Genomic DNA, 22,234 nt, shown 5'->3' on the forward strand with positions numbered 1-22,234 from the left:
ATCCCTTCAACGCATATTTGACCATTATAAAAAGATACGCCCATACTTAACGCCCCCATACTTGCCAGTGTTAAAGTATACGTTTAAGTATTCTTTTTTAGTTAATCTAGAACAGCTTCTAAGAAATAAATAAAAAATTGTATGCTAGTGTAGCATACATGGTATTTCTCATAAGTCATTTGTATGTTTTAGTTTTTTTACAATAAAATGTAATAAACATATGTTACTATAAATTATAAAATACAAGTCTGAAAGGAGAAAAGAAAATATGTGATATTCTCCATATCTTTTCTACATCCAATTGAATATAGGAACTAAAGGAGAGAATAGGATATGGACAATAAATCATCTTTTCGTTTTCTTTGGATCGGTCAATCATTAGCCAATTGTGGGGATGTCTTTTATATTGTTGGTCTAATCACGTTGATTTATGATGTAACAGGATTGGCCACCTATATGGCGTTATTCCCTCTTATCAATACACTATCACGTTTCTTAAGCGGGATAGTAGCTCCTTTATTTCTAGATCGCTTTTCACTAAAATGGTTGCTCGTTGCTTCTCAAATGGGTAAGACCACTCTTCTCTTTCTAATAGGTGGGGTGTCCACATTTATGGACGTAGGATCTATCTTTTTTATCCTTTTCACATGTGTAGCATTCGTTGCATTTTTAGATGGGTGGGCAACTCCCGCACGAAATGCGCTTATTCCACAGTTAGTGTCAAAAGATAAATTAGTGAAAGTAAACAGCTTTTTAAGTACCATTGACGAGTTCATTCAATTAGGAGCATGGCCTATTGGGGGAATTCTTATTGTAGTCATGGGGAGTGGAAATTTAATTACACTTACTTTCTTACTCTTTATCATTGCTACGATATTAATGGGTTTCATTAGAGAACCAGAAAGTCTCATACGTCAGAAGGAAGAAACAAAGCAAGACGTAGAACCTTTAACCAGACGTGATAGTTTAAAAGAAGGTTGGACTACTATCTGGAAAACGCCTTCCTTACGTGCTATTACCATAGTTGAATGTATTGAATCCATAGCAAATGTCGTATGGATTGCGGCTATTATGTACGTTTACGTGGACCAGGTACTTCATGCAAATGAACAATGGTGGGGGTATATAAATACGGCTCTTTCGGCTGGACTTATGATTGGTGGGTTTTTAGGATTAAAATACGCTCATATGATTGAAACACATCTTAAGTTCATCATTATAGGTAGTATGTTTCTAGTAAGTCTTACTAACTTTGCGTTTGGTATTAATTCATCATCTTGGTTAGCGCTTTTAATTCCACTGATATACGGATTCCTAAGTGTTATCAAAGCAACTGCTCAGCAAACAATTGTACAAACAGCCAAAATTAGCGCAAAGAGTCTGTCTAAAGTTTATTCAGCTCAAGATGCAATTGTGTTTGGAACATTTGGTCTGTCGACATTGTTATTAGGTTATTTAACAGACATATTTGGGGCTAGATTCCCATTTTTATTATCAGCAGCTTTTCTATTTTTAGCTGCCATCATCTTAGTCATGAATCAACAGCATTTAAAAATAAATAAGTAAGCAATAAAATAACTCTCTGTTGCTTAACAAATAACAGAGAGTTATTTGTTATAGGTTGCTTTGGAAGCTATATATACCAGTCTTAAATTGCATGTTTAACTGTTTTTTTCAGTTAAGTCGGGTAAGTTAGGGGCATCACTGCCCCCGCCTCCCCTAAGAACCGTGCGAGTCCCTTTCAAGACACATCGGCTCAAGCCTCCCATTGTAGTTCCATTTGCTGTCGTATCCTCATCACACACCATATCGGTAAATAAAACGTACGCCGACGTTCCAAATGGAGGTATACATAACAGTACGTTTCTTTCGTCAGAAGATAGCCACAACCTTATGTTCCTACGAGAGACCAACGAAAAGTTAGCTCCCTTTCGGGCCTATCATGGGCTTGTCCGTAAGGACGATAGTATCCATCCAGTTATACAGTTTCCTGCTTTCCTGTTCTCTTTCGAGATAATGGCATTTGCTTTCTCTCGTATCCTTTACCCTCTGCCACATTGTTTGACTTTGCAGTCATCCTACTGTTTACACAGATGACAAAGGGCTTAACAAGTTTCGCATCTTATAGATACGACGAGGTTAGGTGAGTTCTTTACTCCGGGCAAGATACGGGACGCGTAACAGCAGCTTTATGAATCTGCTTTTCCTCTTGCCAATACCCAGGCAAAGCTGTGCACTATCCTGAGCTAACACTTACGAAGCTTACAAACCTTCACTAATGTTCACCATACTCATCTTCCCCTAGCAGTATTCTGGACCATGCATTTGTCCTCTGTTTCCACATTTCCTCATGCAACCGACAGACTCGTTACCAAGAATGCCGTTTCGGATGGAGATCATCTCTGCGTCTAGATGAGTAGCGTTAGCTACACTGTAAGAAAGCGACTTCTTGTCGCACCATAAAACACCTTATAGGCACAAAAACAAGCTTTAGGTTATCTTAAAGCTTGTTTACTTCTCCTTCTTCCTTATGATGATTTCTATGGAGGAGAAGTATTATTTACTAGCCATTATTTTTCTAACCAATTTCAAATTACCTACAAGAATAAGAAAAATGATTGGGTATACTAGAGCCGAATATAGTATTTTCCAGCCGTTATAATAAAAAAAGTCCGTATTAACTACAAACCATTCAAAAGCAACAGAAAAAAGTGTCCAACTTAAAATGTAAAGTACTTTTCTTCCGAAACCTTTATTAGATGGGTAAAAATTCAAAAATAAAAAACTGATAGAGGGAAAATACATAATAACTGCTAAAAGCGATAACCACTGAAACCCTTTTTGAAAATAACCATACAAATTGTAATGCATATCTAACACTAAATCTGTTGTTATTCCATAAGCATAAGCAAAAACACATGTAGCATATATTTCAATAGGAATTAGTCTTTTAGGTACGAAAAATGAGATTAAATTAAAAACTAAAAAGCACAGAAAGACATACATCATTATTAGCCTTCCACCTTTGATTACTAAATAAATTGGATACAATTAGTATGTCTATTTATAAAATTAAAATGTAAATTAGCCAACAACGAATAAGTTTTCACATCCAGAACAAACTATTGAAGATACCATAAGGTGTCATTGGATAAAGTCATGAGAAAAGCCAACCTTTAGGAACTTAAAGGTTGGCTTTTCTGTTTTTCTAGACTGTATATGATATACAAAGGTAGTTAACATAATGAAAATTCCCGGCAACAATCAATTACTTAAAAGTTTCAACTTATTAGACTAAAATATCAATTATCTTTACAGTAGTTTCCGTTTTAAATTCCATACCTATTCTAATATGTATTCATAAGAAAAAGTTTATTGGAGAAAATAATACAAACTATTAGAGTGTGGAGGAAATAAAGTGGAATAGAAAAAACAGATTAGATTGACCTCAGCAGAAATCGCTCAGCTGTGGGCTCAATACCTTAACGATACTGCAAGCGAGTGTATGTTACTTTACTTTTTAGAAAAAGTGGAAGATGGAGAGATTAAACCTATCATTGAGTACGCTACTCAATTATCTAGTACGAATATACAAAAGGTAAGCACTATGTTAATTGAAGAGAGAAACACACTTCCTCAGGGATTTAAAGTTGAAGACGATGTTAATTTAAAAGCTCCTCGACTCTTTTCGGATACATATGTATTACACTTCATTCATCAAATGGCTAAGATTGGTCTGACAGCTTACTCGGCTAGTTTATCTTCAGCAGTAAGAAAGGATATTACAGAGCATTATAAGAGCTGTCTAACTGAAACAATGACCTTATTTGAAATATCAAAAGATATGTTATTAGCAAAAGGAATATATGTCAGATCGCCTTATTTTCCTAACTTAGATCATATTGATCTTGTTGAGGAGAAAAGCTTTATATGGGATTTCCTTGGAGAAAAAAGACCCCTTACAGCCATGGAAGTAAGTAATCTATATGCTAATACTCAAAGGAATTCTCTTGGTGTTGCTACTCTAATGGGTTTTAGTCAAGTAGCCAAATCAAAGGATGTTACACAATTCTTTATTAAGGGCATCGAAATTGCTAAAAAGCATGTTCAATCGTTTACTGGAAAATTAGCAGAGAGTGATATTCCTGTCTCTGTGTCATGGGCTACAGAGGTAACAAATGTGACAACTCATGTTTTCTCGGAGAAATTAATGATGTTTTATATTGCCAGCTTAAATGCACTAGGTATAGGTTTCTATGGTACTGCTGTCGCTCAGAGCCCTAGAATGGATTTAGGAGTCATGTATAACAAAATGTCTTTGCAAGTACAGTTATATTCGGAAGATGGAGCTAATATCATGATTGAAAACAAATGGCTAGAACAGCCTCCACTAGCTAGTGATAGAAAAGAACTTACAAATAAGAATAATCAATCCTAACTTTGAGCAAACTACTCAAGACGTTCTGCAACGTCGGCCAAACATTGATTATCATTCATGAAACAGAAAAAACAACTGAACGGACCCAGTTGTTTTTTCTGTTTTCAAGCTGTATATCATATACAAAGGTAGTTAACATAATGGATTTTCTCAGCATAAAAAACCTCTATGTAAAGTAGGTACTAGAGGTTTTTTTCATGATTTAAACTTCAGAAAGTCCATTTGCAAGAGTTAATAAAAATATAAAAATAGACAATATAGTGAAAAATATTCCATTAGATATAATACTAAACCACATAAAACTTGGTTTTTTAGTTCTTACTCCTAAAATTAGAGAAACAATGAACCCCATATCTATGAACAAATATATCCATACAGTAGTGGTTAAATCGCCAATAGAATTAGGAAATGATCTAGATAAAATAAAAACGATAAAAACAGCTGCTAATAAGCAAAGTGTTAATAAAATAGGCCTAACTTCTTTGTTAATGTTCATTTAAACAACCTCCCAAGCAAAGAAAATAATACCATATAAAACCGCATTATAAAATATGTATACGATATACAAAGTTAGTTAACATAATCACTCTTCCAGAAGACATGAAAAAAGAGAACCCCCAGCCCCAAGGGTTCTAAGAAGTTCTCTTTTATGCAGCTTTTTATACATCCTTGATATAACTACGTTCTGTGGATAGTTGAAAGAAACGAGAAAGCATAAAAAGTGCACCTTTTATACATATGCTGAACCTATAAAAAATAGTATTTATTGAACTTTCTTCTCCATATGTAAATATACTTGACATAGTAAATCTTTAAGGATTAAAAGTGTATCTTCTGATGAATATTTGTATTTGATCATTATTTCTTGGACCATTCCATAAATTTTTTCATAATAGTGAGGGCAATCAACCTTATCCTGATATTCGTTAAGTATTGGATATAGTTTAGACCAATCAAGTGTGTAATTACCTGAATTATTTATAGTTACTTCTACAGATGTAGGCGTTGCCTGGTTCTCACGCAATAAATAATCGCAAGTAACATTTAATACTTCAGCTAACTTCCCTAATTTAACCGATTCAGGATATGCTAAATTAGATTCCCATTTTAAAATTGTTTGTCTCGTTACTTCCAACGTTTCGGCTAGTTGATCTTGGGTTAAATTCATTTCTCTTCGTGCTTTAGCTATCTTTTCTCCTCTATTCATCCATTCCCCTCCTTTCAAGTTAAGATTAATTTTATATCGTACTCATAAAAGGGTAAACCAACCTGACGTTTCTAAAAGCAACTTTAAGTTGCTTTTAGAATTTGCTAACTAGTAATTATAAGTTCGCAAAAGTATACATTTACGAACTTTTCTTTCAAATAGAAAATCTATCATTTTTATCGTTCGTTTAAGTTTTAAATTTAATTACGAACGATCGTTAAAAAATGCACACTTTTTCGAACGTTTTGGTAGAGAAATAAGGAGATACATATAAAACGTTGTAAAATGTAAATTAGATAAACGCCATATTCGTCATCATTAAGTGTAAATGGGAAAATCGTAAAAGTACCAAAGATAAGTTAATATATACTTTAAAAACTTCCTAATTCTAGTAAAGTAAAAAAGGAGTTTTCTACCCTAGCATGGGAACTTAAAGAATGTATTTTTGATTTTTTATGTGCATATTATTCTTCAAATCTGGTCAGACTGATTATGTATTCTCATATTCCTTCGTCATACTTGAAAATCCTTTGCTGATAAGCAAAGGATTCTTTCTTTGTTTCCTTCTTACGTTTAATTATTAATTACTTTAAGAGAACTTACCTTTATTTTATCTAATCATTTTTACATATAAATCCCTACCATATCAGCTTCATAGCGTAATTCCTCTGTTCTAGCAATAAAATTTATTTTGTTAAAATTTTTTGAAAGTTATTACAAATAGAATATTTAGTTTGTAAAATTCACTTTTTTGATTAATAATTAGTCTATCTAATATATAAGAGGTGATGAAAATGGTAACAGAAGGTTTAATTCCAACTACCTTAGTTAAAAACTTAAGTGCATTACCAACACCTTGTAATGATGTTGTCTACTACCCTACTCACTTAACTGTCTTAGGAATTCAAGAGGAATACTCTGTTTTCCAAGCTTCCAGTCGTAAAAGTGGACTAGCTTATATAGCTGTTACTCATCCTGATACAACTAAATTTATATTGGCTGGATCTAGAAATTCAATGTATGAATTATATCAAGTTATTCCTTGGCCTGAATATAAAATATCGAATGGAGAATTTACATTTCACTACAAAACAGCTCCCTCATTACGAACGTTGGAAGATTATTTTAATAATCTTAAGAACCAATAATTTATTATATGAAAGATAGCAGAGGAAAATCTTATTTCAAATGAATATCACTAACAAAGACCGTCTATTATCTATATTGTATAAGGCGGTCTTAACTGTATTTATGCTTTATGATTATGATGAAAAGAAAGACTTTCCGTGAATATAGATAATAGTTAACTTATTTTAGATATTAAAGTCTGTTCTGTTTTTAATACCTAAAAGTTAACTCATTCATTAATCTATTCAGAGCAATTTGTAAAATTTCATACTCTGTATATTCTTTTTTTAGTTTTAAATCTCTTAGCTTTCCTTGGTTCAACAAGTTTTTAATCCGATTGCACAAATCAATTTCAGCATCTAAGAGTTTTACTTCTTTTATGGCTTCTGCTTGTTTAGACATCAAATCAGCTCCTTTTGAATTCACAAAAATATTCTCCTATTCTAAAAAGGAAAATTTCTTTGGGGGTTGAATGAAATTTTTCTGTGGTTCTACTCTTATAAAAGTAGACTTTCTAAAAAGTTATTTATATAAAATGATCTTAATTTAAAAATAATGGCCGATTTACTTTCCTTCATACTACATTTTTACGAACATTATAAAATACAATAAAATTTATATTCTGTTATTTTAGAACCTTGCATATACAAATTGATAAGTTTATCAAGATCTTGGCTACACTGGATTGTTTTTTTATTTAAAAGTCCATGATTCATACCTAAATTCACTAATTCTTTTCTCTTGTTAAGAATACACTCTGATAGATAAATCCTTTGACTTAATTCGCTGATTTTCGTTAACATTGTCTCTTTTCACCTCATTAGTATTTGTTAATCTCTAAAGTATCGTGTGGATTATGAAATAGAGACAACAAAATTAGTATGAATAAGAACAGATAAAATGAAAATAGTTTCTACAAAACATATCAAAACATTACAAAATAAGACGATTTTTTCTATAGATAATACTCGTGCTTAATTAATAAGCTGACTTATTTTTCCCTAGACCTACTATTCGTGTCAAAGACAAAAAGAACAATGACTGCACTTAATAAAGAGATTTAGACATGTGAGGAAGTTTATATATCTTTACTTTTGTTTATATTACGATCAGATCCATAATAAATGAAGTGAGATCACTCAACTTTTCCTTATCACTAAGAAACTTCAAAAAATAGCAAAAACATGTTCAGGTATAGACGTTTGATTATCTATATTGCTGTCAAAAAATAATATAAAAAATCAAAATGAGGGTCGTCATAAAAGAGATTCAAGCGGATATTATTGTATTGAATATGTCATTCTTGGTTACAACTCAGTATAAAAATAATCTAGAAACATTTATTGGTGCGAGAATTTAACATCGAACTCATTCTAGGCATCCTCATAATAAGAAAACAATGAAAAGTAATACTAGATAAAAGCGACATCTTGTCACACCACAATGAATTCTATAGAAACCAAAAAAGCTTAATCCAAATTGGATTAAGCTTTTAAGCTGCAATATTTTTTTATAATATTTATACGCAATGATTTTTAATTATATCTATTAATTCTTTAAATGAATATTTGCCTAGAAACATATCTACTGTTAAATCCTCTGCTTGTTTTTGTTCCATTTTAAGTTTAATACCATTTAAACGTAAAAAGATAACCATAGCAGCTAAGCTGGTGCGTTTATTTGCATTTTCAAATGAATGGTTTTTTGCCACTGATTCAAATAAAGCAGCTGCCTTGCTATATATATCGGGATAAGCATCTTCACCAAATACTGTTTGTTGGGGACGAAATACAGCAGATTCTAGTAAAGATTGATCTTTAACTCCTATTCGTTCCTTTTCACTGTACATCAAAATCATGCGCTTATTAATTTCAATGACTTCTTTTATAGATAAATATCGAATATTCATCGATCTTTTAGATTCCTAAATGCATCATCATAGTTATTTAAAGCATATTGAAAAGCATCGTCAAATGTTGCTTTTTCTTGTTTATTATCTACAAGCTTCTCTACATAGTCTTTTACTAACTTTAGTTTATTCTCAGGAAGCTGATTTATAAGATTATATAATTCATCTTTTGAAATAGCCATTTTTTCACCTCTTCGGATCATTTATATATATTATTGCATATTCATAATTAAATTCAAAATGTACCATTAGATATTCTTTTTTTGTTTATTAAAAGTCTGCAGCAACCTAGATATCAATCTTGCTATACGATTATAGATTATGGAATTTATACACCATTATTTAATATAATAAAGGAAATTCTTAATTATTTTTCTAAATACATGCAGAAAAATTCGCTATTTGACCTCAATAAGTGTAATAGATATCTTTTATGATTGTGACGAAAAAGCTTTATATTGCTTTCCAGTCAGCCGAGATATCATGCACTACAATCAAAATAGTTAGGTTCCCTAATAAATCAGTATATGTATTCAACCTGAAAATTAGGAGAAATTAAATCTTTATTCTCTAAATCCCACTCAAAAATTAAAATTGCAGTTTGTATGGATTTATGTGAAAGAAGCCGTTTACCATTTTTAATAATTAAACTTTCAGCTTCCCAAAAGTTAACTGTTTCATCTTCTCCAGTACGATTACAAACGAATAAAGGCAGTCCTGTATCTATTGATCTTTGTTCCCACTCGCCATTTGGGCCACATAACCCTGGTCCCCAAGAAGATGGGGCAACTAGGATTTCTGCTCCTTTCGCTAATAATTCGTCTGCAATATTTTTTGTATAAGCGTCTGCACATATTAAAATACCAATGTTAACAGTCCCCGCCTTTATTGGTTCAATAAAGTTACCTGATGTAGACCAATCATCTATAATACTTGTAAACTTCCTTTGTCTTCCTATTAAATTCCCATCTTTGTTTATAACAAATACTGAATTATAAAGCTTTCCATCTTTAGATCTTTCAGGGCAACCAAGTACTACATTAGTATTTATAGACTTAATTAAGGACAAAAAATTGGTCATCCATTCATCCGGTTGCTGACTAATCCAATCAGTTCCAATCTTTCTAGAAAATTGTAATCCACTAACGGCTAATTCTGGCGTTATAATCAAATCTACATTTTTATCTGCTGCTTGCTTAACTGCTTTTTCAATAAGATTTTGATTATATTCAATATTACCAACGATAGGCAATAAATGTAGTAAAGCTATTCTTATTCCCTTCATCATAACTTCCCTTCGGTTTAAATATTTAAATTATTCTCTTCATTTAATATAGTACCATTATGCTACCTTATTAAGGGTACTGATTTTCACAAGGCCGATTGCTGAATTATCATAGCCAATCTGAGTTAATTAGTAATCTATATTTTATACATCTTTAGTTAACATAATCTCGCAATCATAATATATATAGTACAGGCAAATAAAAAAAGAGAAATAATTCTCAATTATGAGGAAAATAAAGAGAAATAGTTTAGTCTCTTTTTAACGTGGAAGTTACAAAATATAATAAAAATTAATATGAGGAATGTAAAATGACAACTAATAAAAATAATGACAAAATGAACCGTGAAGAGGATGAAAGAAAGGATGAAAAAGCAAACAACAAACATAATAATGATTAAGTGTTTGTCAAATTGAATTATTCTGTTTTTACGCTGTATATCCTATATATGTTTAGTTAGCATAATCAACATTAATAGAAGCCAAATCCCTTATACATAAAGAATTTGACTTCTATTTTTATCAAAAAATGATTAATATGTTTATTTAATAACAAAAATCAAATTCATTCGGTTTGATTATTTAAACAAGAATATGCAGTAACTATTATCATGTTAGTAGGATATCATTTAATAAAGCTAGTTCTACTTTGAAAGGATCGTTAATTTTTCTAAGCTCACAATAACCAGAACTATAAATATGAATAATCTTAAATCTTGTGCCACGATATAAAACTTCTTTATTAATTGACATATTTACCCTCCCCATACATTATTATAGTGTACTCAACATATTAATCATTTTTTATTCAAAGCTCACTTGGAATAAAATTAAGTTACTATTCCCTTTTTGACATAGGTCAAAACATAAATTTAAAATATTTTTATTTGTATACATCTTTTTTATTGCGTTAGGCACACTACCCGAGATGGATGAATCATCATTCTATAACTAGCTCCATATAACCAGAAAAAACAACTGATCGGACCCAGTTGTTTTTTTCTAGTTTTAAGCTGTATTTCTTATACATGTTTAGTTGAAATAATACCTCTTTCAGGGACCATTCATATTGATTAAGTAACAATATGAATTAGTAGTATTCACATCTAGTTAACAGGGGCAGATTCTGGATGCTAATTAATTTATATAAAATAATAAGAACCTCTTTTGCAACCACGATATTTCTTCTCTATTTTACAATACAGAAAAGATATTAAATATAACAAAAGTAAATTAATGTAATATTCTACGTTGAATTTAATAGAGTAATTAATAGATAATATTCCCCTCTTAGATATGTCCGATGTATATATAATTTCCAAAGGAGGGAAAATTCCCTACGAAGAAACAGGAAAAGGTTCAGCTACCAGAAAAATTTTTCATTATCTCCTATAAAGATCCTATTATGATCATTCCTCTGTGTAATTAACTCTATAATGATTTCTTTTATCCTTCCTTTCATGTATAATCCCCCTTATTCTCAGTACTATCATTATAGGAATTTGCATGACCTAGCAAGCTAGAATATATTCTATTTTGAAGATCTATTTTATTTCACCTCTGTTTCCACATTTCTTCATCCAAATCATAGACCGTTTCACTTTAGATGGAGATCATCTTTGCGTCTAGATGAGTAGCCTTACCTACACTGTAAGAAAGCAACTCCTTATCTCATCGTAATCAACGTTAATGGAAACAATTTTTATTATAATTGAATTCGGCTTCAAGGCCTTGAACTAACTTATTCGTAAATGTGAGTATCAAGCAATTCGATTCAATCAAAGTCTGCTTTGTTTGTAATAGCTATTTCTGTTCCCCTAGTTGCCTTTCTAACTGAATAACTCGAGAATCTGTTTCCATACATACAAGATAACCTACATCATCTTTCCAATTAATTTTACATGTAAATAGACCAAAAAAAGAATGATGCACTTTTAATATTAGATTCACTTTTATCTCTCCATTAGATAAAGGTTGTAAGAGCAATTTCTGAGCTTTAGAGTGATCACCTATATGAACAATATCTAAAAAATGCTTTGTAGGTTGAAAGAGATTAGTGACCTGTTGTGAATAATGAAGAATTTCTCCTTGAGCATTAAGCATAAAATAAGAAACGGGTATTAAATCACTTCTGTTATCTTTCATATTTATCCCTCCTGTATTTTTATTAAAAAAGAATTTTATCCATTTATTTATTACATAAGGATTTCTTTATGAACGTTTTTATTACAAATCGTTCATGAACTCGATAATAAAAGCAAATGTGATAAGATTAGATAATAAAATAAATGTAAATTATTTCTTTTAAATATTCGTCTCATTGGAATGGAGGACTTTAATCTATGACAATCACTGAAATCAAAGAGATGATAACTAATTTACTATATTATGAGGATAGTGAAATTAGCCATGTCATCGCGGATAGGTTTAAAATAAGTTACTCTAAACCGTTACAAAGTTTTCAAATATACGATATAAAAAACAAAAAGATGATTGTTTATCAGGAAGTAGAATTAGCTTCCCTGGCTTTATATAATCTTCTATATCCAAACAAGTCATAAATAACTATTCTTTCCGTTATTTTATGGAATTCTTCATCAATTAATTTAACCATCTAGAACCTTCTTCAATAGAAGAATATCTTTTCTAATCTCACATTTAACTGTAGGTATTTCACATTGTTCAATCTCTTTTACTAGAAGATAAAGTTTTCTTTTAAATAACAACTGCTCGTTTTCATCATTCATAGTCATAAACTCCTAGCTTGTTTATTCGAAGAGAAGAAGTAATTTATTTAACTCATACAGTGTTCCCTCTAACTTACAATTCAAACAGGGCTATAGTGTGGTAAATTATATATATTCATCATCATTTGAAGAAAAAGGCAGCCACTACTATGATGGCTGCCTTTGTTGAGAAAAATTTATAACTGGAGGAATTAAGCGCAGTATGATTTCCATTTCTTTTGTATATTTAGTTTTACTCTCACTTTACAAATTATTCCTTCACAAATACTGCGTACAATATAAGAAAATAGGTTTTTACACATTGAAATTTACACTACTTTAAAGAAAAAAACTTACATTTATAGGTAATATAATTCTAAATGTCCTGATTCTACTGTGACTACAGCAGGGCTTTCTATAGGTTTTCCACTTAATGTATTCTTTACTTTATCTAGAATACTTTGTTCCCTATTTAAAAAGGGGAAACCAACTGTCTCTAAAATCTCATTCACAATTGATTGCTCTTCTAGTCTTTGATTACTTGTAAGAGGTGACTTCAACCAGATCTCAACTCCGTTTTTCCCTCTAACTGCAATTGGAAAATCCATTACATGATCTGTGTATCGTTCTGGAGCTCGTCTCCTATAAGACAAATTCTTATCCCCATCAACTAAAAAGTAAACGGATTCAACTTCATCAATAACTCTTTCTAGATAAAATTTTAAAAAACCTAATGTATCCCTCGAGTCGTTTAATTCGGTAAATACTAGCCTTTCTCCATAATGATAAACTCTAGCACTTTTAAAAGTTCGTTCCATAGGGTTTTTTAAATAATCATCGAATACGCTTCCTCCAGCCTCTATTTTAGGAGTCCCTCTCTTCATATCAATATATATAATAGAGTTTCCAGTTACTATATGTTCTGCATTTTCAATACCTAAATCTTCTAATATAGCTATAGATCCCCTTGGTCCTTCTCCCGCATAACCACAGTTAAGGCCACTTGTTCTAAATTCGTCTCCGTATTTATCTCTAGCTATGAAGTGTGGAACCTCCTCGATATTATAAAGCCCTAAAACATGAGGGTTAGAATTGTACTTATAAAAGCCTTGTAAGATAGCGTCTGTACTATTTTTATAAATAAAAAATTCTACGGGTTCAAACGTTCTTAATTCTTTCCATGCTTGCAATGCTCTTCTCGTTACCCCATCATAATTTTCTTTTACAATTGTACCTTGCATCCTCTCCTACACTCCTTTTATATTTATTACTAAATATTTTAACAACCTTTGTGTCAAATCTCAGCATTTAATTGACTATTTGATCTCTTTACTCCTTCAGGACTTAACACGATATTTCCTTCATAAACTTTGTTATTATTACTAATTTGTTCTAAAACCGCATAATCCCGATCAACTCTATACTCTTCAATCATAATTTATCTACCTTTAGTACTACTTCCTAAGGGAAGATAATACCTTGCATGCTATATAAAAACGATATCTTGTCACACTATAATGGGTTCTACAGGAATAAAAAAGCTTAATCCAATTTGGATTAAGCTTTAAGTTATAATAATTATTTTTAACGGTTATACGCTATTTACACCACTTTCTACCATAGCATGGTCCCAGCTAGGGAAAAAATAAAGGGCATTTTTCATTAGTTTTGGATGCGTTTGCTTTACTTTTTTCTTATTTAGAGATTGACCATTTGTTCCTAAGTACCGGATTTGGGCTTTGACTTCTTCGACCGTCATATCGACTTGCATAAAATCACTCCCTTTATCAAGTTGATTCTAGCATTCCCTTCTTTTAGATAAGTAAAACATATGCTTCTAGAACTAGCTTATATTTATTTATACTTAATACAAATTATAAAGAATAACTATAGCAAAGACTCCTCATCTTGTATGATATTTCCTGCAAGGATTTTTTCTCCAGAGTATAAGGTATTTTATACATCACTGAATTAATAAGCTTTTGACACTTTGACAAATGACTTATACTGAATTAAAAACTGTACAATTTAAGCTTTGCTTCCAACTCTAAACTCTATCTCATGCTTTAGAATTTCCGCACCTTTAGGGCTTAATACGATCCCCTTTGCATATTCCCTATTTTGAGAAGTGAGTTTACCTGTAATGACACATTCATTGTAAGGCTTATATTTCTTTAGAATAATTTGATCCCCATTAACAAAGATTTCGAGAAGGTCTTTTTCTTTAATAGCAAAAATCTTCCTTAGCTCAATTGGAATAACAACTCTTCCTAATATATCTACTTTTCGTACAATACCTGTTGATTTCATTTTAAGCTCTCCATTTCTTAATAATCTTGCACCAATATTTGTATATCACTTTATTCTGAAGGTGCCATAGGTCCCTCAACACCTGAATCAAGTTCCCAAATTTCTTTTGCAGTTGCTAGGTCATAGACAAAAAATCCAACCGTGAATAAAGTCACGATAATACTACAAAATACTTTTCTATTTACTTCACAAAAAAATGTATTATAAGATTTTAAAGGTGATTGTTCTTAATTAATATACTTTCGATTTCATTAGTATCTTTTAAGAATATTACCTTATCATCAAAATCACTTAACATCTCTAATATTTCCGGCTTGCTTTTATTTTCAAAATATGAATTCCACTCAAACATCTTTTTCAATACCAACCTTTTGTAAAAAGAACCTTTTTACTATCCGTATATTCCGTTTTGAATAACTTGTATCTAGAAAAATAATCAAATCTGCATTCTTAAAACTTTGAAAAACCCACTTATGATGAATCCCTTCTACAATCCAAGATTCGGAACTGATTATAGTGTTTAAATATTGATCTCTTTCCTCTTCACTTCTCCTAATATCTCCTGTTTTAGCTCTTTTCCAAACAACATTGTCCAACTCATAAAATGGGATATTTAGTTGTGAAGACAATTTTTTTGCTAATGTTGTCTTTCCACTTCCGACGGAGCCTATAATATGTATTTTATAGGGAGATTTAATTTCCAAAGATATCACCACTGAACAAATAGTTATAAAATAGAATTCTTTATACAACCGTTGGATCCCTTTACAACACCTAAATTACAGTAGATAATACTGTATAACCTATACATTAGTAGTTAACATAAAACCGATTTCTGGAACCAATAAAAAAAGAACCCATGTACAACATCAAGGGTTCCAAACATGGTTAAATTTAATGTTTATACATTATTGGTTTATCAACGTTTTGAGCTTTTTACGAATGCTCCGTACTGCAAAAAAAGAAGCCATTTATACAGAAAAGTCTCTTTTTAAATCTATCCTAGCAGCAGGGTTTTATTCTGGCTCCGAAATCTACTCTTACCTAAATAAACTATCATTTTACTTCTAATCAGTTAATTTGATTAACAAAACAGCATTATTTTGGGGTGAGAGGAATTATCTCTTTTAGTTTCTTCGTTCCCCTTTCGCTTAACAAAATAGTTAATCCGATAATCACAAGTCCTGTACATAACAAATATAAATTATGATACCCTATCAAACTTGAAAAAAATCCGAACCCCAGGAAGCCAAACACATTTCCTACTTGTGTCGTATTCATATATAGCGCCGTTGCCGAACCGGGTTCATCTGGAATAAAGTCTTGAAAGTATGACACAGCAATGCCCGCAGTTATGGAAACCTGTGCAGCACTTAATATTTGAATCGGATAAATTTGCCACGGTTCTGTGACTAAAAATAGAAGTCCATAGTAAAAAACTGAAATACCAAATCCCAAGCGTATCAACAACCGACTACCGATTTTTGTGGCTAATACCCCCACTGCAATCATAAATGGAACCTCAAATACTGGAGGGACGCTCACAACTAGACCTACTTGTTTTTCTGTCCCGTTAAGTACTTTCGTAATAAATTGTGACATGTTTAAATTGGCCATAGAAGCAGCCATCGCCATACACGTCATGGCAATAATGTTCTTTAAGATATGAGATTGAACAATAAATTTACGCAGAACCACAGGAGCTGGCTTGGCTTCCACTTCAATTTTGATATCCTTTAATAAAAAGGCTAACGCAATCGCTGCTAGTAGATATCCTCCGGATACACATAAAAAGAGTCCCTTAAATCCGAGCGCATACAATACCCAACCTGCAACTGCTGGGCCCACTGTCCAAGAAAGAGCAAAGAACGCCCGGAAAACATTCATTACAAAAGGCGTCTCCTTTTCTTCTACGGTGCTTTGTTTTAATGCTTCTCTTGTAAATGCCCATAATTGAGGTACGATAGAGGCTGCTGTTCCCAGTAAAAAAAAAGCAATAAAAGCAAGAAGATAAAAATTACGGATGAATGCAAATCCAGCGTACCCTAAAATGGCAGCACAAGTAGTGATTAATAACAATTTTTTTCGACTGGGCACGCGGTCTGAGGTTTTGCCAATAATGGTGGTAATAACAACCGCGCCCACTGAAATAATGGTCATGAAGAATCCAAATTGCATATTGCTCATTCCAACTTCGTCAATACCAAACAATGAGGCATAGGGTGCAAAAAAAGAGGTGGCTAACCCAAACACAAAATTCCCTAACAGAAGTACTGGAAACATAGGAATGCTCCATAACATCTCAATGGTTTTTCTTACTCCCTTTCCTTGTGGCATCATCCCACTTCCCTTTTATAAGATAACCATGAATAAAACGCGTTTATAACTCAATGTACCACATATTGTAAAAAAATAGAAAACTTACTAGTTTCAAGCATATTGATCGTATTGTACTTTAGTTTTCCCAAAATATATCTATATACCTAAATAAAAACATGTTATAATGAATTTAACCAATACTTTAATTTCGAAAAAAGGTGCTTTTCCTCAGGAAAAGCACCTTTTTCATTTTAATTAGTTCGGACTTTCAACTAAATATGAAGGTTCTCAACCTATTCTTCTGCAGGCACCTAGAATATGCTATAATCCAAATATCTTTTGATTTCAATGCACATGTTATCTTAAGAGGACAAACTGATTTTAACTAGTTTGGCTTTTCTCTTTACTTATCTCTATTTTTTCTCCAACTGTTTTTTTACATATCTACAACTTGGGGAATGCTCACGTGAAAAAAAGTGGTCCCTTTTATAATGTACTCTTGCTTGACAAGAAGGACAAACAAAAAATCCTATGTTCTCTTTTCCACCTGTAACTTCATGAGCATAAAACTCTCCTGTTGTTTCAAACATGAGTATATGGTTAGCTTTATCTGTCTTTGCTCGCATGATTTATTCTCTCCTTCCATATTATTCTTACTATCTATTTTGGATAGTTATTCATACGGAAACAAATAAAAAAAAACTGTGAGAGTTTATTTAATGCGTATATATCAATTTATTCTCTATTTGGACAGGTTTTTCAAGATCCATCTCCTTTAAGCTAACCTTTTTCGTTGCCAAAATACATCTTTGAGGGTCCAGATTACTTGATCTACAAAGGTTAATGTACGCTTATATCTCTTCCACTCCTTCTCGTAGTTAACCTCAATATGACATCCAAAGAAAAAGAGCCAATCGTCTAATTCAAATATCTTTATAATGGCTTCCTTATGCTTTGTAACAAACCATAGGGAATAAGTATATGCATCTTGTTCAGACCAATGCAGCCCATCGCAATCAATTTGACCCTTTAATAATTCAACCACATAATCTGAATTATAATCTTCAAGCATAATAAAGATACGATCCTCTAAAAAATAAGACTGTTGAAAATGTCGTAATTCATGGGAAATCAAAAAGGCTATATTTGCATAAAATTCATTCCAATCAGAAGAATGCTGAAGTAAGCGCTCTTCTATTAAAAAGATCATATTCTCTGGATATAAACAAAAAGCCTCACTATATGATCCTTCTATCGTTCGCTGAATTTTAGAGTAAAAATGTTCTGAAACATCGATATATAAAGGGAGGTCTTTAAAACCCTCATCGTCTTTTAAAATGTAAATATATAAATCGCTTTCTCTCACTTCTTCAGAAAACAAGTCGCTGAGCTTTTCTAATTGCTGGTCTTTGATGTATCGACTCTTGTTAATAATATTCAAAAAATCTCCCCTTGTATCTACTCTACTTCTATAGTTTTAAGTCTTCTTTAAAGCAATTCTATAGTCATGTTATAAGCTTACTCATTATTTGTTTACAACAAAAGAGAATCTTGTGCCCTTATCAACGCAAGGCTTCCTTTTCTGGTTAACTTTCTTCCTCGTATAGGTTTCCAAGTGAAAAGGCTATAGGGAACCATCTTTCCGTTTCATACATATGATGTAGATTTTCAGCTACTGGATAGCCTGGTATCTTACCATCAAATATATATAATGTACTTGAAACATTCCGCGGGATAATCGTACGATCCACAAACATTAACTCTACGACTGCCTTACAAAAATATTCAGACATCCCTACCCATAGCTTTACGTTTTTATTACTTGGCATATGAATACTGTAATCCCCCAAATAGCTTATGCCTTTTCGTTCTAATATACGTTCGATTTCAGCAAACGAAACGTTTTCATCCCTCTGTGTCAGTAACTCTATAATGATTTCTTTTATCCTTTCTTTCATATATGCTCCCCCTCGTTCTCAGTACTCTCGTTATAGCAAGTTACACCATCTAGTGAGCTAGATTATATTTTGGAGATCCATTTGAGTTTTTACAAATATTCTGTATTATTTAAAACTATATATGAAGTATTAAATCGAAACTTTTTTGTATTTCTCTCTTTTTAACGTGTCAGCATGTCGACTTAGACCCTACTGTTAATATTCCCATGACTGTAAACAGTTTTTCGGAATTATAATGGGTTAATGGAGGTCATTATTGCTAGCCAATACCCATTCAGATATTTCATCAAAAATATTCTGAACTTGTTCTTTATTTAAAACTTCAACTTTTTCCCAAACGTTGGAGAGATATTCCTCTAAGTGAGTAGGATATGAAAGAGATTCAGTAACAAGCGCTTTATAAAATAATCGATTACCTCCTTTATCTACTTCACCTTTACATCTATAGTTTTCAAATTCCCACCCTCTTTTTGTTTTTTTAAAATGATAAAGGTCCTTCCCTCCACCTCGAGGACTGTAAATCTGCATTTTGAATCTAAATGTACTACTCAATTGTAAACACCTCCTCAAAAATATAAATTTAAGTAAGAGACTTTTTATCTTTACCCTTTAAACATATATATTATTTACATCTTTTTTCCGTAATTTTGGTAGTTCTAATTACGTCACTCCCATAGAGCTCAACTCTATTGCGGTACTTATGTTTTTTCAATTTCACGAACGTTATTACTCCTTATGAGAGATAGTATGATAACTGAAAATGCGTATAATGTATGGTGTAAAAGCAGAAAAATACTGCCTCTTCCCAGTTAAAAGAGGCAGTACTTTTCTGTTCGTTGAATGTTAGCCGTTAGGTGACCCTCTATTGCATCTTGGATAGTTTACTCTAAATGTAAAATTTTAATCATTTTATCAAATAAAACCATCTCAGCATACTAGGCTCTTTTAGTAGATAAAGTATTATCTTTTACATACATTTCGTAATGTCCATTTACATAACTAGTTACCTTTAAATTAAGTAAAAGGGCTTTTAGATTAACTAGTTCAGAATCTAATCCGTACTCTCTTGCCATATCTTCAATCTTCTTTTTAATAATTTGTATATTATTTTCTAAATCAGTTACTGTTTTTTCACTGTATTGGCAGGGGACTTCATCTACAACTTCTGTAATTAATTGATTTTTTCCGTCGTATTCTGCTTTCCCTTTAATTGCAGCCTGTTTTCCAATCAATACAGCCTGCTCTTTTATGTCTGATAGAAGAATCATTAAATCAATTCGTTTACTCATAGGTATATCTTGTTTATCAAATATGGAAATAATTTTTGTTTGATAATCATCCATAGTTGTATGTAATTGATATTTTGCTTCTCGAATTACTTCTTCTTGATTTTTAATAAGTATCATTTAAAAATTCTCCTATCATCTTCATATCTATCCCTTAATAAAAAGAAAGAAACAAAACTTCACCAATTAAAGACATGCTTCTTCTAGAATTCCAATCCAGCGTATTACTTTACCCTTTGAGGTGAAAAATAAACATAAAAAACTAATTATTACAGAAGAAATGAATATCTGATTACCAATAACGGTGATTGCGCCAATTGAGGGTGTATATCAAATTCATTTGCATGTTATTCATCCAAATTGGATAAGAACATTTATTCTAAAGTATCTATAGTTAAATTTAAGCCAAGAAGCGCTTGCTCTAGATTTGCTTTTATCGTTATTTTGCTAAAATCAATTCCTAGTTGAATCATTGTCTGAGCAACTTCAGGACGGATACCAATTAAGATCGTCTTTACCCCAAGAAGACCTAAGGCGTCTATAATTTTAAAAATTTGATGAGCGACCATGGTATCTATAATCATCACTCCGGAGAGGTCAAATAGCAAGTGTGATAATTTTAGTTTATTTGCTTTCGTTAATGTTTCCTCTAGTAAAAGTGTTGCTCTTTCCGTATCCACCTCTCCAATGAGAGGGAGTATAGCAATACCTTTGGTGATTGGAACCACTGGTACAGATAATTCAAGGAAGGCACTCTTTGCTCTTTTTAATGTCTCTTGATGAATATTTACATATGTCGAACTAAAAATATAAACAGCTTTATCTAATAAAGGATCAAGAATTGTACTTAATTCAAATACTGTCTCTATAGACATATTATGATTTCTTATCTCTTCTTTAAGCACTTCCCATATAAACTTTCGATAATAAGTTGTATCTTCTAAAGCTTCACTTAAAGAAATTCCTAAATTTGATGCAAATTCTGCTGACTCTTTCCCCCATTTCACTATTTGATCAAAAATTGTTTTTTGATCGGGTTTTAACATGATAGCCATTCCAAAATAATCGATAAAGTTCGCTCTCAATTCAATAATTTCTTCATTTGTAAGGTTGACGTCTTTTACCTCTTTAAGATCAGCTAATCTATTCGTATGTACCATCTGTGCAATTTCATATCTTTTTTCTAAAATTTTTTCTCCTAAAAAATTCAAATTATCCATTTCTAATTAACCTCTATTCTTTAGCCGTTTAGATTGCTATTTTTATTTTTAATTTGCAAAGATAAATTTTTAAAAATTTTCAACCTATCCTCTAGGCTACTTCTCAAGGTAATATTTAAAATTAGTAGAGTAAATGCGAATAAAGATGCCATGAAAAACATAGGTGTAAAAACCAGAAATAAAATAAATACAGCAATCACTGCAATAATGGTGAAGGTTAAAAAATTAAGTATTTTCTTATTTAGTTTATTTGTTTTTTCTAAAAGTTCTTCATTTCTCTTTATATACTCTTTAATTTTCCCTGGACTCTTCGTAATATAGTCCCTCTCTAGTTTTTTATTCATCCTACTAATTCCTTGAAAGACAATAATAATTACGAAGGTTGCGATAAGAGATATAATAACATAGTTTGGCATTTAAATATCCTCCTTCTCCTTTTCAGTTAAAT

General features: G+C 31.6%; 28 protein-coding genes and 1 pseudogene. 4 read left to right on the plus strand and 25 right to left on the minus strand.

Annotated elements, in window-relative coordinates; translation table 11 throughout:
- Positions 1-333: 333 nt before the first annotated feature.
- A complete protein-coding gene (locus AC1D0Y_RS25050; protein ID WP_477708058.1) occupies positions 334-1,566 on the plus strand; it encodes an MFS transporter in 1,233 nt (410 codons plus the stop codon).
- 95 nt (positions 1,567-1,661) lie between these two features.
- Here the strand turns inward: AC1D0Y_RS25050 and AC1D0Y_RS25055 are convergent, their stop codons facing one another.
- Positions 1,662-1,889: a hypothetical protein gene (locus AC1D0Y_RS25055; protein ID WP_477708059.1), complete on the minus strand. Its 228-nt coding sequence runs from the start codon at positions 1,887-1,889 to the stop codon at positions 1,662-1,664.
- 667 nt (positions 1,890-2,556) lie between these two features.
- A complete protein-coding gene (locus AC1D0Y_RS25060) occupies positions 2,557-3,009 on the minus strand; it encodes a CBO0543 family protein (protein WP_274448585.1) in 453 nt (150 codons plus the stop codon).
- A gap of 427 nt (positions 3,010-3,436) precedes the next feature.
- On the opposite strand from AC1D0Y_RS25060, the gene AC1D0Y_RS25065 reads away from it, so the two are divergent.
- Positions 3,437-4,438, plus strand: a complete 1,002-nt coding sequence (locus tag AC1D0Y_RS25065; protein WP_477708113.1) for a DUF3231 family protein — start codon at positions 3,437-3,439, stop codon at positions 4,436-4,438.
- 202 nt (positions 4,439-4,640) lie between these two features.
- Here AC1D0Y_RS25065 and AC1D0Y_RS25070 read toward each other — a convergent pair whose 3' ends face one another.
- Positions 4,641-4,934 carry a hypothetical protein gene (locus tag AC1D0Y_RS25070; protein WP_477708060.1) on the minus strand — a complete coding sequence of 98 codons (294 nt, stop codon included), beginning with the start codon at positions 4,932-4,934 and terminating at the stop codon, positions 4,641-4,643.
- A 267-nt stretch (positions 4,935-5,201) separates the two neighbouring features.
- Positions 5,202-5,645 carry a helix-turn-helix domain-containing protein gene (locus AC1D0Y_RS25075; RefSeq protein WP_477708061.1) on the minus strand — a complete coding sequence of 148 codons (444 nt, stop codon included), beginning with the start codon at positions 5,643-5,645 and terminating at the stop codon, positions 5,202-5,204.
- A 794-nt stretch (positions 5,646-6,439) separates the two neighbouring features.
- Here AC1D0Y_RS25075 and AC1D0Y_RS25080 point away from each other — a divergent pair.
- Complete coding sequence (locus AC1D0Y_RS25080) at positions 6,440-6,793, plus strand: hypothetical protein (protein WP_477708062.1); 354 nt, start codon at positions 6,440-6,442, stop codon at positions 6,791-6,793.
- A 190-nt stretch (positions 6,794-6,983) separates the two neighbouring features.
- Here AC1D0Y_RS25080 and AC1D0Y_RS25085 read toward each other — a convergent pair whose 3' ends face one another.
- The 7 genes from AC1D0Y_RS25085 to AC1D0Y_RS25115 all read right to left on the minus strand — a co-directional run bounded on the left by AC1D0Y_RS25085 (position 6,984) and on the right by AC1D0Y_RS25115 (position 12,112).
- Positions 6,984-7,199 (minus strand): hypothetical protein, encoded by a 216-nt coding sequence (locus tag AC1D0Y_RS25085; protein ID WP_477708063.1) that lies wholly within the window; start codon positions 7,197-7,199, stop codon positions 6,984-6,986.
- A 170-nt stretch (positions 7,200-7,369) separates the two neighbouring features.
- Positions 7,370-7,576: a Spo0E family sporulation regulatory protein-aspartic acid phosphatase gene (locus tag AC1D0Y_RS25090; RefSeq protein ID WP_477708064.1), complete on the minus strand. Its 207-nt coding sequence runs from the start codon at positions 7,574-7,576 to the stop codon at positions 7,370-7,372.
- Positions 7,577-8,292: 716 nt separating this feature from the next.
- Complete coding sequence (locus AC1D0Y_RS25095; protein ID WP_477708065.1) at positions 8,293-8,682, minus strand: type II toxin-antitoxin system death-on-curing family toxin; 390 nt, start codon at positions 8,680-8,682, stop codon at positions 8,293-8,295.
- The gene (locus tag AC1D0Y_RS25100; RefSeq protein ID WP_477708066.1) at positions 8,679-8,864 is read right to left on the minus strand and encodes a hypothetical protein; all 186 of its coding nucleotides are present in this window, start codon (positions 8,862-8,864) and stop codon (positions 8,679-8,681) included. The genes AC1D0Y_RS25095 and AC1D0Y_RS25100 overlap by 4 nt, the downstream gene beginning before the upstream one ends.
- 338 nt (positions 8,865-9,202) lie before the next feature.
- On the minus strand, positions 9,203-9,970 hold the full coding sequence (locus AC1D0Y_RS25105) for a carbon-nitrogen hydrolase family protein (RefSeq protein WP_477708067.1): 768 nt from the start codon (positions 9,968-9,970) through the stop codon (positions 9,203-9,205).
- 606 nt (positions 9,971-10,576) lie between these two features.
- Positions 10,577-10,720, minus strand: a complete 144-nt coding sequence (locus tag AC1D0Y_RS25110; RefSeq protein WP_477708068.1) for a hypothetical protein — start codon at positions 10,718-10,720, stop codon at positions 10,577-10,579.
- 1,050 nt (positions 10,721-11,770) lie between these two features.
- A complete protein-coding gene (locus AC1D0Y_RS25115) occupies positions 11,771-12,112 on the minus strand; it encodes a hypothetical protein (protein ID WP_477708069.1) in 342 nt (113 codons plus the stop codon).
- 197 nt (positions 12,113-12,309) lie between these two features.
- Here AC1D0Y_RS25115 and AC1D0Y_RS25120 point away from each other — a divergent pair, with 197 nt between their 5' ends.
- Entirely contained in the window at positions 12,310-12,528 is a 219-nt protein-coding gene (locus tag AC1D0Y_RS25120) for a hypothetical protein (RefSeq protein ID WP_477708070.1), read from the plus strand.
- A 45-nt stretch (positions 12,529-12,573) separates the two neighbouring features.
- On the opposite strand, the gene AC1D0Y_RS25125 is transcribed toward AC1D0Y_RS25120, so the two are convergent.
- The 14 genes and pseudogenes from AC1D0Y_RS25125 to AC1D0Y_RS25190 all read right to left on the minus strand — a co-directional run bounded on the left by AC1D0Y_RS25125 (position 12,574) and on the right by AC1D0Y_RS25190 (position 22,202).
- Complete coding sequence (locus AC1D0Y_RS25125) at positions 12,574-12,714, minus strand: hypothetical protein (protein ID WP_477708071.1); 141 nt, start codon at positions 12,712-12,714, stop codon at positions 12,574-12,576.
- A 338-nt stretch (positions 12,715-13,052) separates the two neighbouring features.
- Positions 13,053-13,934 (minus strand): hypothetical protein, encoded by an 882-nt coding sequence (locus tag AC1D0Y_RS25130; protein ID WP_477708072.1) that lies wholly within the window; start codon positions 13,932-13,934, stop codon positions 13,053-13,055.
- 53 nt (positions 13,935-13,987) lie between these two features.
- Positions 13,988-14,128 (minus strand): hypothetical protein, encoded by a 141-nt coding sequence (locus AC1D0Y_RS25135; RefSeq protein WP_477708073.1) that lies wholly within the window; start codon positions 14,126-14,128, stop codon positions 13,988-13,990.
- A gap of 156 nt (positions 14,129-14,284) precedes the next feature.
- The gene (locus AC1D0Y_RS25140) at positions 14,285-14,464 is read right to left on the minus strand and encodes a hypothetical protein (RefSeq protein ID WP_477708074.1); all 180 of its coding nucleotides are present in this window, start codon (positions 14,462-14,464) and stop codon (positions 14,285-14,287) included.
- Between the two features lie 257 nt (positions 14,465-14,721).
- Positions 14,722-15,003, minus strand: a complete 282-nt coding sequence (locus tag AC1D0Y_RS25145) for an AbrB/MazE/SpoVT family DNA-binding domain-containing protein (RefSeq protein ID WP_477708075.1) — start codon at positions 15,001-15,003, stop codon at positions 14,722-14,724.
- A gap of 211 nt (positions 15,004-15,214) precedes the next feature.
- A pseudogene (locus tag AC1D0Y_RS25150) lies at positions 15,215-15,701 on the minus strand (AAA family ATPase).
- A 400-nt stretch (positions 15,702-16,101) separates the two neighbouring features.
- Positions 16,102-17,340 (minus strand): sugar efflux transporter, encoded by a 1,239-nt coding sequence (locus AC1D0Y_RS25155; RefSeq protein ID WP_477708076.1) that lies wholly within the window; start codon positions 17,338-17,340, stop codon positions 16,102-16,104.
- Between the two features lie 395 nt (positions 17,341-17,735).
- Positions 17,736-17,948 carry a hypothetical protein gene (locus tag AC1D0Y_RS25160; protein WP_477708077.1) on the minus strand — a complete coding sequence of 71 codons (213 nt, stop codon included), beginning with the start codon at positions 17,946-17,948 and terminating at the stop codon, positions 17,736-17,738.
- 149 nt (positions 17,949-18,097) lie between these two features.
- On the minus strand, positions 18,098-18,763 hold the full coding sequence (locus AC1D0Y_RS25165) for a hypothetical protein (protein WP_477708078.1): 666 nt from the start codon (positions 18,761-18,763) through the stop codon (positions 18,098-18,100).
- Positions 18,764-18,908: 145 nt separating this feature from the next.
- Positions 18,909-19,280: a hypothetical protein gene (locus AC1D0Y_RS25170; protein ID WP_477708079.1), complete on the minus strand. Its 372-nt coding sequence runs from the start codon at positions 19,278-19,280 to the stop codon at positions 18,909-18,911.
- Positions 19,281-19,520: 240 nt separating this feature from the next.
- Positions 19,521-19,832, minus strand: coding sequence for a hypothetical protein (locus AC1D0Y_RS25175; RefSeq protein WP_477708080.1), 312 nt, complete (start codon positions 19,830-19,832; stop codon positions 19,521-19,523).
- 383 nt (positions 19,833-20,215) lie between these two features.
- Positions 20,216-20,686, minus strand: coding sequence for a hypothetical protein (locus AC1D0Y_RS25180; RefSeq protein ID WP_477708081.1), 471 nt, complete (start codon positions 20,684-20,686; stop codon positions 20,216-20,218).
- Positions 20,687-20,940: 254 nt separating this feature from the next.
- Complete coding sequence (locus AC1D0Y_RS25185; protein WP_477708082.1) at positions 20,941-21,786, minus strand: STAS domain-containing protein; 846 nt, start codon at positions 21,784-21,786, stop codon at positions 20,941-20,943.
- A gap of 20 nt (positions 21,787-21,806) precedes the next feature.
- On the minus strand, positions 21,807-22,202 hold the full coding sequence (locus tag AC1D0Y_RS25190) for a hypothetical protein (protein ID WP_477708083.1): 396 nt from the start codon (positions 22,200-22,202) through the stop codon (positions 21,807-21,809).
- Positions 22,203-22,234: the final 32 nt, after the last annotated feature.

The sequence above is a fragment of the Priestia sp. P1_B12_1 genome (genome assembly GCF_056406695.1).

Bases quoted from the DNA above. Each gene is read 5' to 3' on its own strand.
- AC1D0Y_RS25190 (WP_477708083.1), bottom strand. From the start codon at position 22,202: ATGCCAAACTATGTTATTATATCTCTTATCGCAACCTTCGTAATTATT.
- AC1D0Y_RS25170 (WP_477708079.1), bottom strand. From the start codon at position 19,280: ATGAAAGAAAGGATAAAAGAAATCATTATAGAGTTACTGACACAGAGG.
- AC1D0Y_RS25105 (WP_477708067.1), bottom strand. From the start codon at position 9,970: ATGATGAAGGGAATAAGAATAGCTTTACTACATTTATTGCCTATCGTT.
- AC1D0Y_RS25080 (WP_477708062.1), top strand. From the start codon at position 6,440: ATGGTAACAGAAGGTTTAATTCCAACTACCTTAGTTAAAAACTTAAGT.
- AC1D0Y_RS25050 (WP_477708058.1), top strand. From the start codon at position 334: ATGGACAATAAATCATCTTTTCGTTTTCTTTGGATCGGTCAATCATTA.
- AC1D0Y_RS25075 (WP_477708061.1), bottom strand. From the start codon at position 5,645: ATGAATAGAGGAGAAAAGATAGCTAAAGCACGAAGAGAAATGAATTTA.
- AC1D0Y_RS25145 (WP_477708075.1), bottom strand. From the start codon at position 15,003: ATGAAATCAACAGGTATTGTACGAAAAGTAGATATATTAGGAAGAGTT.
- AC1D0Y_RS25070 (WP_477708060.1), bottom strand. From the start codon at position 4,934: ATGAACATTAACAAAGAAGTTAGGCCTATTTTATTAACACTTTGCTTA.
- AC1D0Y_RS25140 (WP_477708074.1), bottom strand. From the start codon at position 14,464: ATGCAAGTCGATATGACGGTCGAAGAAGTCAAAGCCCAAATCCGGTAC.
- AC1D0Y_RS25090 (WP_477708064.1), bottom strand. From the start codon at position 7,576: ATGTTAACGAAAATCAGCGAATTAAGTCAAAGGATTTATCTATCAGAG.
- AC1D0Y_RS25160 (WP_477708077.1), bottom strand. From the start codon at position 17,948: ATGCGAGCAAAGACAGATAAAGCTAACCATATACTCATGTTTGAAACA.
- AC1D0Y_RS25135 (WP_477708073.1), bottom strand. From the start codon at position 14,128: ATGATTGAAGAGTATAGAGTTGATCGGGATTATGCGGTTTTAGAACAA.
- AC1D0Y_RS25125 (WP_477708071.1), bottom strand. From the start codon at position 12,714: ATGAATGATGAAAACGAGCAGTTGTTATTTAAAAGAAAACTTTATCTT.
- AC1D0Y_RS25110 (WP_477708068.1), bottom strand. From the start codon at position 10,720: ATGTCAATTAATAAAGAAGTTTTATATCGTGGCACAAGATTTAAGATT.
- AC1D0Y_RS25060 (WP_274448585.1), bottom strand. From the start codon at position 3,009: ATGATGTATGTCTTTCTGTGCTTTTTAGTTTTTAATTTAATCTCATTT.
- AC1D0Y_RS25095 (WP_477708065.1), bottom strand. From the start codon at position 8,682: ATGAATATTCGATATTTATCTATAAAAGAAGTCATTGAAATTAATAAG.
- AC1D0Y_RS25130 (WP_477708072.1), bottom strand. From the start codon at position 13,934: ATGCAAGGTACAATTGTAAAAGAAAATTATGATGGGGTAACGAGAAGA.
- AC1D0Y_RS25185 (WP_477708082.1), bottom strand. From the start codon at position 21,786: ATGGATAATTTGAATTTTTTAGGAGAAAAAATTTTAGAAAAAAGATAT.
- AC1D0Y_RS25180 (WP_477708081.1), bottom strand. From the start codon at position 20,686: ATGATACTTATTAAAAATCAAGAAGAAGTAATTCGAGAAGCAAAATAT.
- AC1D0Y_RS25100 (WP_477708066.1), bottom strand. From the start codon at position 8,864: ATGGCTATTTCAAAAGATGAATTATATAATCTTATAAATCAGCTTCCT.
- AC1D0Y_RS25115 (WP_477708069.1), bottom strand. From the start codon at position 12,112: ATGAAAGATAACAGAAGTGATTTAATACCCGTTTCTTATTTTATGCTT.
- AC1D0Y_RS25120 (WP_477708070.1), top strand. From the start codon at position 12,310: ATGACAATCACTGAAATCAAAGAGATGATAACTAATTTACTATATTAT.
- AC1D0Y_RS25155 (WP_477708076.1), bottom strand. From the start codon at position 17,340: ATGCCACAAGGAAAGGGAGTAAGAAAAACCATTGAGATGTTATGGAGC.